The sequence below is a fragment of the Pseudomonas sp. JAI115 genome, assembly GCF_014200835.1.
In the GTDB taxonomy this organism is placed as follows: Bacteria; Pseudomonadota; Gammaproteobacteria; order Pseudomonadales; family Pseudomonadaceae; genus Aquipseudomonas; species Aquipseudomonas putida_A.
This window is the reverse complement of sequence record NZ_JACHCY010000004.1, coordinates 425,973-438,902: the sequence shown is the minus strand read 5'-3', so window position 1 is coordinate 438,902 and position 12,930 is coordinate 425,973. Positions and strand designations below refer to the sequence as shown.

The window sequence follows — 12,930 nt, the reverse complement described above, 5'->3', positions numbered from 1 at the left end:
TGGAGCCGGCAGGCGCCGATGTCAGCCGGATCGCTCGGTGCTGCGGGCTGCGTCTGTTTGATCTTCGGAAAAGAGCGGCTCGACAAAAATTGGCGGATTACGTCGTGCCGTCGCGTTGTCTTTTCCTACAAATTGAATTGCCATTAGCCGCTTGTAATGATCAGAAATTCATTTGCCAGTGCCGATCAACCCGTGGTTGCGACTGTTGCTTCCAATCTCGCCGCTGCAGGGCGAGAAAGGCATGGATGGAGGGCCTTTTGTTACTAGCGGGCGGTCCGTAAATCGAGGGGTTCTTACAGAATGAAGTCGGAGGATGACCTGCATTATTTTGCGTTCAGATGATCTTAAGCTCAGTCGTATCTGCATTTTGTTGCAGATTGCAACGCCCCATCATCCGTCGAAATGCACTATATTGCATCTGCGGGCAATAAATCGCCTGTTTGAATGCAATTAAATGCAGGTGTCGAGACATGTACGACCTGACATTACAGATATTCAGTGCTGGAAAATGGCACGACGCAATGATTCTCAGGTTCGACAATCCTGAAAAGGGGTTCGAAAGTCGCTGCAGCTTCGGCTACGAGACGCCATACCTTGTCGAAAATATTGAAGCCACAGGCTCTCCGTTTTCCAAGGCCGTCAGTGCGTTGTATCCATTGGATTGGGAAGGGCGACGCTCCAGTACGCCCGCATTTGTCTATGACACTGCCCCCGCAGGAGCGGCAAAAAGATTTCTGCTTGCGCGTCTGGGGCAGGAGAAACCGGCGCATATCGGTGCCGATCTGTATCTGCTCGGCCAGAGCACTCCAGCTCCCATTGGCAATATGCGCATAAAAGAGTCGGCCGAGGCTGTCGATGAGCGTGAGCCCATCGGATTCAAGCGTGAGGATGTTGTTCACCGCGACAGTCGCTTTCTGGAATATGCCTATGAGCAAGGTGCGGCAATTGGTGGTGCTACAGGGGCAGGCGGTGAAGCACCGAAGCTATTGTTGACTGAAAACAAGGCCGGCCTTTTGTACCCCGATGCGGTATTGGGCGATGAAGAGGTCAGGCAGCATTGGTTTATAAAATTTGCCAGAAACAAAGGAAGTCTGGTCGATCAAGATATCCTGCGCAGCGAGTTCCATTACTACAAGGCGCTTCAGAAACTCGGCATTGAAACGATCGCGGTAGAAGGTTTGGCACTAGAAGAGGCGAGTAAGCCGAGCTTGTGGATGCAGCGCTTTGATCGAGAAGTAACGAACGGTGAAGTCAGTCGTTTTGCTGTCGAGTCGATTTATTCACTGGCTCAAGTAACGGCGCCGGGAAGTGCAATGAACCATATGGATGTCATCCGCATGCTCGCCGGGCTCTGGCGAAAAGCAGGACAGGCCAGTCAGATTCCCGCACTGGTGACGGATTACTTACGTCGGGACCTGATCAACAAGATCCTCGGTAACTCGGATAACCATGGTCGTAACACCGCGATAATTCGCCAGGAAAGTTCGTTTCGTCTGGCGCCGATCTATGACTTGGCCCCGATGGTCATGGATGACGAGGGTGTGACCCGTACAACCAAATGGCCAAAAGATCTGGAGAGGGCGGGAGAGGTCGATTGGCGGGGAGTGTGCCGCGCATTGGCTGATATCACCGATCCTAAAGACCCTTTGGCAGGTTTGACCGACGCATCAGTTCCTTTCGAACGCTTGCGTGAAGATGCCCAGCGTCTGTCGGCGCTCCCCGACATATTGACGGCGAGTGGTTTGCCCGACAGAACGATGAACCACCCGGGAATCCATCTGAAAAATCTGGAGCAACGCTTGAAAGAGTGGGATCTGAAATGAGCATGACAGTAGCCGAGCGCACGGTGCTCATCGAAAACATTCAAGAGGCGCTGGCCCAAGGGACACTGGAGATCGGTGAAGCGGTTCGTCGTCTACGCGTGGAAGTGACCGGTCTGCATCAAACCCAGTTTGCCAGGATGTGCAAAATATCGGTTCGCACGCTGGTGCATATCGAGCATGGCGAGGGCAATCAGACATTGAAATCGTTGAATGCGGTGTTTCGTCCGTTTGGACTGAAAATGGGCGTGGTGCGGATCCGACGAGAGATCAATTAAAACCCGACGCTGGCGCAAGGTGCTGATTAACCTAGCTACGCCGCACATAAGCCTTACCGTAATACCGCTCCATGCGCGCCTGGATCAGCTCCAGGCAGATCGACATCAGCCAGTAAATGATCGCCGCCGTGGTCAGCATCTCGATATAGCGGTAGCTCGAGCGTCCGTAAGACTGCGCCAGAAACATCACTTCCCAGACGCCCATCACCGAGATCAGTGACGAGTCCTTGAGCATCGAGATGAACTGGTTGGTGGTCGGCGGGATGATCGTGCGCATCGCCTGGGGCAGGGTGATGCGCCAGAAGATCACGCTCTCGCGCATGCCCAGCGCCAGCGAAGCTTCGCGTTGGCCGTAGGGCACGCCGAGGATACCGGCGCGGAAAATTTCGCTGAGGTAGGCGCCGTAGTTAAGTGACAGGGCAATGATCCCCGCCACCACCGCGCCGGGCACCACACCCAGTTGCGGCAGGCCGAGGTAGATCAGCAGGATCTGGATCAGCAGCGGCGTGCCGCGAAAGAACGAGGTGTAGAAACTGGCGATCCCGAATGCCACGGCGCTTTTCGACAGGCGCGCCAGAGCGGTGACGAAGCCCAGCAAGGACGAGGCGACGATCGCGCAGGCGCAGAGAAACAGGGTCAGTGCCGCGCCCTGCGGAAAGCCGTTGGGCGCCAGGTGCACGCCGAGCAGATTCGGCAGCTTGTCGAGGATGATCGAGAGCTTCAGGTCGAAGCTGAGGAAAAAACCGGCAAACAGGCTGAACATCGCCGCCCAGGTCAGGTACAGGCGCGTGCGGAAACCAAGCAGCCGTTGCAGGCGCGATTCAGCCACCGGTTGCGGCGGCTGTGGAGGTGTCGGGAAGGCAGTCATTGGCTGATATCGGCGCCGATCCATTTCTGCGACAGCTTGCTCAGCGTGCCGTCCTGCTTGAGTTGCGCAAACACCTCGCGCACTTTGGCGTCCCACTCGGCATCACCCTTTTCGATGGCCACCGAGTTAGGTTCCGAGTACAGCGGCGCGCCGGCCAGTTTGAAGCGCTGGTCCTGATTCAGGCGCGGCTGCGCGGTCACCAGGTTGGTGAGGATGGCGTCCAGGCGCACACCGGCGCCCAGGCCCAGGTCCTGGAAGGCAACGTTGTCGGTATCGTACGGAGCGATCTGCACATCCTCGAACGGGTACTCCAGACGCGTGTCTTCGGCGCCTTCGATGACCAGATTCTTGTTCAGATAGCTTTCGTAGCTGGAGGCGCTGGTCAGGCCGACTTTCTTGCCGCTCAAGTCTTTGGCGCCGTGGATGCGATCGTCCTTGGCGTTGACCACGATCACGGCGGGCGAGGCGTAGTACTCGACCGGGAAATCGAACACTTCGGCGCGCGCCTTGCTCGGGGTCATGGAGCAGATGCAGATGTCATAGCGCCCGCTCCAGCGGCCGGCAGCGATCACGTCCCAGGATGGTGTTTCGAGGCGCAGCTTGACCCCCAGCTTGTCCGCAACGGCTTTGGCGACGTCCACGTCGAAGCCGTCGAGCTGATTCTGCTCATTGAGAAACGAGAAGGGTGGGTAGCTTTCCATCAGCACGCCGACCAGTTGTTTTTTCTGTTCGACGCGATCGAGTGTGGCGCCGCCGAAGGCTTGAGTGGACGCGGCCAGAATCGTCAGGCCCAAGGCCAGTAGCGGTTGAAGTTTCACAGTCGACACCTGAAAAAAAGGGGTTGTTATTAACCGAATGGTGCGTATTAAATAGTTATAAGAACTACTCTGGTAGTGAGTAATTTTCATAAGCATATGAGCGAAAAGCATATGGGCACAGCAAGCACGGTAATTCTCGATGGCGGCATGGGCCGTGAGTTGCAACGCGCCGGGGCGCCGTTTCGGCAGCCCGAGTGGTCGGCGCTGGCCCTGATCGAAGCACCGCAAGCTGTCGAAGCGGTGCACGCCGCCTACATCGCCAGCGGCGCCAATGTGATCACCAGCAACAGCTATGCGGTCGTGCCGTTTCACATCGGCGAGGCGCGGTTTGCCGCTGAAGGTCAGGCACTGGCGGCGTTGGCCGGAGAGCTGGCGCAGCGTGCGGTGCAGGCCTCGGGCAAAGCGGTGCGAGTGGCCGGTTCGTTGCCGCCGCTGTTCGGCTCCTATCGCCCGGATCTGTTCGAAGCGGCGCGGGTGAACGAATTGCTGACGCCACTGGTGACCGGCCTGGCGCCACATGTCGACCTGTGGCTCGCGGAAACCCAGAGCTCGATCATCGAGGCGCGTTCCATTCGCGCCGGTCTGCCGCAGGACGGCAAACCGTTCTGGCTGTCGTTTACTTTGAAGGATGAAGACACCGATGAGGTGCCGCGTCTGCGTTCCGGCGAACCGGTGGCCGAAGCAGCGGCGGTGGCGGCGGAATTGGGCGTCGAGACGCTGCTGTTCAACTGCAGCCAGCCGGAAGTGATCGGTGCGGCGATTGATGCGGCGCGCGATACCTTCGAACGCCTGGGTGTGCAGATTCATATCGGCGCGTATGCCAATGCGTTTCCACCGCAACCGAAAGAGGCGACCGCTAACGACGGTCTCGACCCGCTGCGCGACGATCTGGATCCGCCAGGGTATCTGCACTGGGCGAAGGATTGGCAGCAGCGTGGTGCCAGTCACCTGGGCGGTTGCTGCGGGATCGGCCCGGAACACATCGCGGTGCTGGCGCAAAAGTTGGGGTAAACAACAGATCAAAAGATCGCAGCCTGCGGCAGCTCCTACATGGGATTGACGTTCACCCTGTAGGAGCTGCCGAAGGTTCGGGCCGCGATCGGACGATCTTTTGCTTTGACGATTTAACTACGGCACTCGACCAACCCTTTGAGCTGCCCGGTCGGCGTCTGGTTGGCATCGCTCAACCACTGCTCGAACCCTGTCGCAATCGCCGGCCACTCCGAATCCACAATCGAATACCACGCGGTATCGCGGTTCTGGCCCTTGACCACCATGTGCTGGCGGAACACGCCTTCGAAGCTGAAGCCCAGGCGTTCGGCGGCGTATTTGGAGCGGGCGTTGCCGTTGTTGCACTTCCACTCCAGGCGACGATAGCCCTGTTCGAAGGCGTATTTGGCCAACAGGTAAACCGCTTCGGTACTCTTCGGTGAACGTTGCATTGGCGCACCGAAGGTGACGTGGCCGATCTCGATGCGCCCCTGCGCCGGGACGATCGACATCAGGCTCAGAATGCCTTGCACCTGGCCCGTGACGCGGTCGATCACGCTGAAGAAATACGGATCGCTGCTGGCCGCATGGTTGTTCAGCCAGTCATTGAAAACGCTGCGTTGCGGGAACGGCCCATAGGGCAAGTAATCCCACAGCTTCGGGTCGGCGCCGGGGCCTTCGAGCGCGTTGAACAACTCGTCGCCGTGGCGCGCCGGGTCGAGGCGTTCCAGGCGGATGAACCGGCCTTCGAGCAAGGTGGCGGTGGGGGCGGGGACGCCTTTCCAGTCGGCAAGTGCAGTGGTCATGTACGCGGCTCCTTAAATGGCTTTGCGAAACTGGATGAATCCCGGGCGCTCGGCGATGCGCTCGTAGAGCTGAATCGCGGTGGCATTGGTTTCGTGGGTCAGCCAATGCACTTTGCAGCAACCGTCGGCCTTGGCAGTGGCGTAGACGTGTTCGATCAGCAAGCGACCGACGCCGGTGCCACGAGTCTCCGGTGCCACCAACAGATCCTGCAAGTAGCAGGAGTTTTCGATGCTCCAATTGGAGCGGTGATAAATGAAATGCACCATGCCCACTGCTTTGCCGTCAGCCCAGGCGAGGGCGGCGTGGGTCGGTTCGCTCGGGGCGAGGAAGCGCTGCCAGGTGCTGTGCGTGACGGCGTCCGGCAACTCGCTGTTGTAGAAGCGCAGGTAAGCCTGCCACAACGGCAGCCAGGCGGCGTGATCACCGGCGGTCACCGGGCGGATCTGGATCTGACTCATGCTGATTTCCTTAACGCATCAAGTGGGCGAGGGTTCGGTCGGCGATGTCGGGGCTGGCAGCCAGGCCTTCGCGCACGCCGGCAATGTCTTCGGCGCTGCGGTTCTGGCTGAGCTTGCGCTTGCCTTCGAGGCGGTCGATGGGAATGGCGAAACCGACGATGGCCTTGAGCATGCCGTCGATGTAGTCGGCCGGCGCATCGTCGACCTTCCACGGTTGTGCGCGACCGGCTTCATGGCGATCAGTCAGCGTGCTGACGATGTCGAGCAGGCGCCCGCCGTCGCTGAAGGTTTCGGCGTGACCGTAGGCGTGCACGGCGACGTAGTTCCAGGTCGGCACGACTTTGCCGTGCTCAGTCTTGCTCGGGTAAAACCCCGGGCTGACGTAGGCGTCGGGGCCGGCAAATATCAGCATCGCTTCAGCGCCGTCGCGCAGGTCTTTCCATTGCGGATTGGCTTTGGCCAGGTGCCCGTACAGCGTGCCGTTCGGACCCTGTTCGCGGTGCAGCAGCACCGGTACATGGCTGGCTTGCAGGCCGTTTTCACCGTGGCTCACCAGAATCGCGAGACGGCTGGCGAGGATCAGTTCGTGCAGTTGCGACAGTTCGTCGATGGCAAAGGCGCGGGGCGTGTACATGGAGAGATTTTCCTTGGCGAATGCCTGCATCCTAGGCAGGCTATTGGTCTGTTGTAAGAGCCATTGATGACCAATTTCATAGGTCCATTGTCATGCCCGAATCGCCCACGCTGTCCATGCCGTTTAATCCGGCCGGTATCGAGCTCGACCGCCGTCAGGGTTTGAGCCGCCAGCTCTATCAGGCGCTGCGCCTGCGGGTGCTGGACGGGCGCTTGGCCAGTGGCACGCGGCTGCCGGCCAGCCGTGATTTGGCGACGGCGTTGGCGATTTCCCGCAACAGCGTGGTGCGCGCCTACGATCAGTTGTACGCCGAAGGCTTCATCGAAGGCCGGGTCGGGGACGGCACGTATGTCGCCCAGTTGCCGCAAAGCGCATTGCCCACGAAAAAACTATCCACAAAAGTATCCACAGGGTTTTCAACAAGCTTACCCACAGCCTTATCCACAAATTGGCTGGATTTACCTGTGGTTCCATCCAGTAAAGTTATCCACAGCGACGCATTGCGGCGGGTTGAAAACAATCATCTGGCCCTGCCACCCAGTGGTCCGCCGCGTGCTTTTCGGGTCGGCGTTCCAGCCTTCGATCTGTTCCCGTTTGACGTCTGGGCCAAGCTGAACGCGGCTTTCTGGCGCAAGCCGGATTTGCAGCAGTTGTGTTATGGCGATCCGGCGGGCGATGCGCGGTTGCGCGGGATGATCGCGGCCTATTTGCGCAGCTCACGGGGCATGCAGTGCACGGCTGAGCAAATTGTGATCACCAGTGGCGCACAGCAGGGCATAAGCCTTTGTGCACAGTTGCTGGTAGCGCCGGGCGACGGCGTAGCGATTGAAAATCCCGGGTATCGAGCGGCCGGTCATGCCTTCGCCGTGGCCGGTGCCCGGTTGCACGGGGTGGCGGTGGACAGCGAGGGAATCGACTGTCAGCAACTGGCAGGACTGACCGATTGCCGCCTGACCTATGTCACGCCATCCCACCAGTACCCCACGGGGGTGGTAATGAGTCTGGCCCGCCGCCTCGAATTGCTGGCCTGGGCCGAGCGCACGCAGGGCTGGATCGTCGAGGATGATTACGATGGCGAGTATCGTTACAGCGGCGCGCCGCTGGCGCCTTTGGCCGCTCTCGATCGACAGGGGCGAGTGCTGTATGTCGGCACGTTCGGCAAGGTCGCGTTCCCGGCGTTGCGCCTGGGGTATCTGGTGTTGCCGCCGGGGTTGGTGGAGGCATTTGCGCAAAGGCGTGCGGTGGATGTGCGTCACTCCGAAGTCAGTACCCAGGCGGTGATGGCCGAGTTCATGGCCGCCGGGCATTTCCAGCGGCACATCCGACGCATGCGCCGCGCGGCGCTGAGCCGACGCAATGTCCTGCTCGGTGGCTGGCCGCAGAAAATTCCGGGCGTCGGCCAGTTGCCCGGCGTTGCCGCCGGGCTGCACCTGACCGTGCCGGTCGCCAGTGTGGCGCGTGAAAGCCAACTGATCGAACTGGCGCGTAGCGTTGACGTCGAGATCAATGGTCTGAGCAGCTATTGGCTGTCTGATTCCACGACCCCGGTCGACCAGCGCGCCGGACTGGTGCTGGGCTTTGCCGCGGTGCCTGAGCGCGCAATCGAAGCGGCGCTCGAGCGTTTGCGAACCGTGTGGCACACCCTCTGAAGCGGGCGCGGATCGACGCGCCCGACGGCGGTATCACGGTTGTGCTTCGAGTTGCAGGAACAGGCTCGGATCGCCAATCCGGCGGAGCACGTAATCGATTGGCGTCAGACTTGTCAGAGCCTGTCGACGTTCTGCGCTGAGGGTCTTCAAATGCGCATCGGCGATTTTCAGGTGCGCCGCGGTGAATTGTTCCGGCGCGGCTTCGGGCGAGTCGTAGTGAAAATGCGCGAGCCATAACGGCTGATCATGCTGGGTGCTGTCGAGTATCTGATACTCCTGAAAATAATCCTGGCGCTTTTTGGTCTTGATCCGGCCCTGGATGTTCCTGACGATCCGTACCTGATGATTGTCCAGCAACCATTGCAAATAGGCTTGTCGAGGTTGGCGGTCCTTGAGCAGACTGGCGCGCACGGCGATGCCTTGAGCACGTAACCGGATTGCGGCGCTGTTGAGTTCCGCACTCAAGTTGCCCACCGGCAACCGCGTGCCACCGGCGGCGACAATGCGGGCCTGCGCCTGTTCGACGCTGACAGCAATCTGTTCCAGTCGCCGAGCCTGCTGATCGAACAGATCCTGCATGTCTGCCGGTATGCGGTTGGGCCTCAGAGCGTCACGCCGGGTCCGGTCAATGAACGCCTGCACTCGCTCATTCTGGTTCAGGGCATCGGCAATGAACTCGATGTCGCCCACCTGCGTCGTCGGGGAGGCGGTGGGTCTGACGGGAAGCATTTCTTCCAGAGGCGATTCGCTGGCGGCTGCAGGTTTGGCGGGCGCAGGGTCACGAGGCCGGCTCTTGGTGACCTTGCCAACCGGTCGGGACGGTCCTGCGACAGAGGGGCCCGGTGTGGCCGGCGTGCTGCGGGCTCCGGTTTCCGGCAGCAGTTCGCTCAGTTGCTCCTGCGCCAGTTGTCTGAATTCGCCGAGCAAGCTCCTCATCCGTGTCAGTTCCGCCGCAACCACCATGCCCGGGTATTCGCCTGGCAAGTCCCCCAGACGCTGATCGGCATCGACATAGACATCGATCAGTCGGCTCAGACGATCAATGCGCAGCGCAGTGCTGTCGCCGTTGTCGGGTTTCCTGATCAGGGCGGCATGGCGGTGTGTGGCGGTGGCGGCTTCGATTATCAGCCAACCGGTGGCTTCTCGCGCCGCTTCGGTGGCTGTTTCCTGCATGCACAACTCGTGAGACATGCCGATGGCATTGGATTTCAGGTCCCACTGGTTAAACGCCGGGAGCAGTTGGCGCAAGCGTTGCGCGGTGGTCATGCCTGCACTGCCGATGGTGTCGAGAGTTTCCAAGGAGGTACGGGACAGCTGCAGGCGGGCGATCATGTCCTGGCTCAAAGCCAGAGCCTGATGCAGTTCCTCGTTGTAACTTTGCAGCGCTTGCGGTGTATCGATGACCGTGTGTTGAGCCAATTTACGGGTCAATACTGCGTAAGCGTTGCGTTTGAGAACGAACCAGAGGCTGAGGTTTTTTTGCAGCAAAGTGGTCATGCGCTGCAATTCGACGAAATAGCCGTCGCTCCCCCCTTTGAGGCGCCATTGGCCGAGTATTTTCAAGGCCTCGTCGTAATCCCCGATCAGCTTTTCGACGTGTTCAAGGTAACACCGGGTCGCCTCTTCGTGGGCTTGTCCGGAGGCGCCAAGCATGGCTGACTGGGCTTGTTCCAGAGCAGCGTTGCCGACGGCTTCCTGACTTCTGAATGCCTCCAGAGCCGCACCGAGCTGGTTCCTCTGGATTTCCTTTTCCTTGCGCTGGGCCTTGAGCTGACTTTGCAGGCTGGTGCCCCCGGCGCCCCCGCGCAGACGCAGTCGGGTATCCACGAACCATTGGCCTTGCTGGTTGTGAATCAGCAGCGGACCGGTTTTTGACGGTGTCTGCGGATCAACGATTTGCACTTGCTGGTCATCGTTTTCAATCACGCGGAACCAGCGATCGCCCGCCTGCGCGTAGGTGCTGGTAGCGAGGCGATACAGGGTCGCCTTGCCGCGCAGCAGGGTTTCCACGGCGGCTGCCGTGAGGTCGGGAGCCGGCACGGCCAGAGTATTCAGAAACGTTGCCAAGGCACCGGGCGAGCGACGGGGCACCGAGCCGTAGGCTTCAAGCGAGGAGTAATGGCTGGCCGGGAGTTGGTCACTTAATAGCGCGGTGACGTGTGTAACCGTGGGCGGGACAGGCGCTTGTGCAGGGGCGGTCTGGATCCGGGGCAGCCCTTCGCTTTCGACTTCGCTTGCGCCTTCGCTGCGCAACGCTGTGCGGGGGCCGGTTGTGCGTTGTGTGGCCGCATGATGGGCCAGGATCATGCCCAGGTTCAGCAACATATCGGCAACGGCGCTCCACTGGGCGTGGGTATCGCCACGGTTGTGGGCATCCACGACCTGATCGATTTCGCTGATGCTTTGCCAGACCCAGATCGCCGCGCCTGCCGGGCCGCAGAGAAAGTTCGCGGCAACGTTGAACAACGCCCACCCGCTGTCTCGCAGCAAGGCCCAGCGGCGTTGCGCATTGGACAACGACTGTCGGTCGGCGAGTTCGGCCATCGCCAGTGCATGGGTCTTGAACAGCACCGGGAACACGTCGCCAGTCAGCGCCGTGGAGGCAAGCCCGACCGGCCCGGCCCACTTGACGCTGGTCCAGGGTTCGGCGAGCAATTGCGCGCCCAGCCACGGACTGGGCAGACCGATGGGGAAGGTGTATTGGGCATATTTGAAGCTGGTTTGGGAATCCGCCAGCCACGCCAGCACCGAATCTCTCAGTTCGCCTGGCTGATGGACGGCGTACAGCAGGTTTTGCGTTGAAGGGAATTGCAGCAATGGCTGCTCAAGCAACGGACGATACAGCAGGCATGGCCCGGCTCCAGGCAGACGCGGAGCAATGATGAACATGTTGGTGACAACATCGCCAACAGTCTCCCCGGCATGGATAAACGTCAGCGGACGAATGACCACAGTGTGTGGATGACCGGGTATCGGTTTGAGCCACTCCTGGACACAGCGATAACCCTGCTCATCCACGCCGCCGAGGCGACGCAGCTTGGATTCCAGTGCAATCAGCGGCAGCAGTGCGTGCAACTGGCGGATGTAAAAGCGCTGCTGCAGGGGGGCCTGCAGCGGATCGTTGATCAGCCTGTCCCTGATCAAGCCGGGGTATACCTCACCCATGTCGATCTTGTTTGCCATCTTCGTCAGGTAGGCGACAGTCAGCCACTGCGGCAGCGCTTGTGGCGGGTCGAATTGCAGAGTCGCCAGATACGGCGTGCGGTTTTGCAAGGCGTACTCGCCCAGGGTTTCGATATGGGTGTCATGCGGATCGGGCAGTGTCACGCCTCCCGATTCGAAGCTGTTGGTGATGCGGATTTGCAATTTGTCCAGAGGCAGCCCGGCCGCCGATGGCTGATCGGCAATGATCGCCTCACGCATGCAATTGCGTGCATAGGTATCGATCGGCGGGATTGGCAACAGCGCCTTGTCTGCCTGCCGGTACAACTGGCCCAGCGCATTGATCGATTGGCTGTATTGATCGAGCTCGGAAGCCGAAGCGTCGAGCAACCAGTCGGGTATCGAATCATCGAGGTCGATGAGGGTGTTTTTCTGCGGTTCGCTGGCTTGCTCGATCAGGGGCAGAAGGGAGGAGCCGTCCTCGCTTTCCTCGTCGAGACTTTGTCGGGTGATTGCCCGGATGGCATCGAGCTGGTTGGCAATCAGGACCCACGCCATGTGGTCGAAAAAATTGCCCTCGGGTTCGAACAACTGCCACTGCAGATTCTGTCCGGCCGGCAACAGTTCGATACGCTGCGGCAGTGATTCACCCAGTTGCTGCAGAGAGTCGAATGTCTCGTAACCATCTTCCACGGTGTACATCATGACCAGATCGCGCAGGCCATAGCGTCCGAAAATCACCACGGCGCCGCCCAGAATCAGGTGCCGGGCAGCGCCTTGAGCATCGACCGAGTCGATGTCGATCAGGCACACGCGGATGTCCGACAGTGTTATGTCGTGACGCTGGCGCTCCTGTTTGTCCGGGCGCCGCGAAATCGCCCGGGCGACCAGGCACTGTTCATCGTCCCAGCCCTCGGCGTTATGGACGTTCAGGGCTTCGCGCAGGGCATCGGAGAGTTCTTGCCAGCGCGGCAATTGGCGTCGGGTGCTGTTCCAGTAATCCAGCTGTCGCTCGGCGAAGGCAACAAACAACAGGGGCGCATAATCGTTGAGCAGATCGGCAATGGCCTCGATATCGACATCCATATGCACCACTGGCGTGGCCTGGTGGTTCAAGGTCAGAAAGTGTTCACCCTCCAGATAGTTGGCGCTGGAGCCGTTGAAAAATTGCCGGACGAGTGCCTCTGTCAGTGATTCAAATCGGGTCGGCAGGGCCACTCGTTCCGCGTTCAGCCATTGCCATTGTGGCGTGCCGATCATGGCCTGCTCGGGATCAATCTTGCGTTGTGGATACAGCGCTTCGAGCGCCTGACGCAGCACTGCGCTGGCGACTTCATCGACTGTGGGTCCGCGACTGGTCTGATGGACGATCTGGCTCTTTTGCAGCAATGCATGGGTTTCGGTGTTCGCTGAATGCTCAGTCATTGTCATTGTCCTTTTTGACGT

At 60.0% G+C, this 12,930-nt stretch carries 10 protein-coding genes; 4 read left to right on the top strand and 6 right to left on the bottom strand.

Annotated features, from left to right (window positions below; translation table 11 throughout):
• Positions 1-470: 470 nt before the first annotated feature.
• The gene (locus HDC30_RS12785; protein ID WP_183783305.1) at positions 471-1,823 is read left to right on the top strand and encodes a HipA domain-containing protein; all 1,353 of its coding nucleotides are present in this window, start codon (positions 471-473) and stop codon (positions 1,821-1,823) included.
• Positions 1,820-2,098 carry a helix-turn-helix domain-containing protein gene (locus tag HDC30_RS12780; RefSeq protein ID WP_027610348.1) on the top strand — a complete coding sequence of 93 codons (279 nt, stop codon included), beginning with the start codon at positions 1,820-1,822 and terminating at the stop codon, positions 2,096-2,098. Before HDC30_RS12785 ends, HDC30_RS12780 begins: the two co-directional genes overlap by 4 nt.
• Before the next feature lie 31 nt (positions 2,099-2,129).
• Here the strand turns inward: HDC30_RS12780 and HDC30_RS12775 are convergent, their stop codons facing one another.
• Positions 2,130-2,966, bottom strand: a complete 837-nt coding sequence (locus tag HDC30_RS12775; protein WP_183783303.1) for an amino acid ABC transporter permease — start codon at positions 2,964-2,966, stop codon at positions 2,130-2,132.
• The gene (locus HDC30_RS12770) at positions 2,963-3,784 is read right to left on the bottom strand and encodes an ABC transporter substrate-binding protein (RefSeq protein WP_027610350.1); all 822 of its coding nucleotides are present in this window, start codon (positions 3,782-3,784) and stop codon (positions 2,963-2,965) included. Before HDC30_RS12770 ends, HDC30_RS12775 begins: the two co-directional genes overlap by 4 nt.
• A 111-nt stretch (positions 3,785-3,895) precedes the next feature.
• Between HDC30_RS12770 and HDC30_RS12765 the strand changes: the two genes are divergently transcribed.
• The gene (locus tag HDC30_RS12765) at positions 3,896-4,795 is read left to right on the top strand and encodes a homocysteine S-methyltransferase family protein (RefSeq protein ID WP_027610351.1); all 900 of its coding nucleotides are present in this window, start codon (positions 3,896-3,898) and stop codon (positions 4,793-4,795) included.
• 113 nt (positions 4,796-4,908) lie between these two features.
• Here HDC30_RS12765 and HDC30_RS12760 read toward each other — a convergent pair whose 3' ends face one another.
• Genes HDC30_RS12760 through HDC30_RS12750 form a run of 3 tightly spaced genes read right to left on the bottom strand, consistent with a single transcriptional unit; the run spans position 4,909 to position 6,673 of the window.
• Positions 4,909-5,580 carry a GNAT family N-acetyltransferase gene (locus tag HDC30_RS12760; RefSeq protein ID WP_183783301.1) on the bottom strand — a complete coding sequence of 224 codons (672 nt, stop codon included), beginning with the start codon at positions 5,578-5,580 and terminating at the stop codon, positions 4,909-4,911.
• 12 nt (positions 5,581-5,592) lie between these two features.
• Complete coding sequence (locus tag HDC30_RS12755; RefSeq protein WP_183783299.1) at positions 5,593-6,039, bottom strand: GNAT family N-acetyltransferase; 447 nt, start codon at positions 6,037-6,039, stop codon at positions 5,593-5,595.
• Between the two features lie 10 nt (positions 6,040-6,049).
• Positions 6,050-6,673: an FMN-binding negative transcriptional regulator gene (locus HDC30_RS12750; protein WP_097089435.1), complete on the bottom strand. Its 624-nt coding sequence runs from the start codon at positions 6,671-6,673 to the stop codon at positions 6,050-6,052.
• 92 nt (positions 6,674-6,765) lie between these two features.
• Here HDC30_RS12750 and HDC30_RS12745 point away from each other — a divergent pair, with 92 nt between their 5' ends.
• Positions 6,766-8,322 (top strand): PLP-dependent aminotransferase family protein, encoded by a 1,557-nt coding sequence (locus tag HDC30_RS12745; protein ID WP_183783297.1) that lies wholly within the window; start codon positions 6,766-6,768, stop codon positions 8,320-8,322.
• Between the two features lie 33 nt (positions 8,323-8,355).
• Here HDC30_RS12745 and HDC30_RS12740 read toward each other — a convergent pair whose 3' ends face one another.
• The gene (locus tag HDC30_RS12740) at positions 8,356-12,909 is read right to left on the bottom strand and encodes a hypothetical protein (protein ID WP_183783295.1); all 4,554 of its coding nucleotides are present in this window, start codon (positions 12,907-12,909) and stop codon (positions 8,356-8,358) included.
• Between the last annotated feature and the right edge of the window lie 21 nt (positions 12,910-12,930).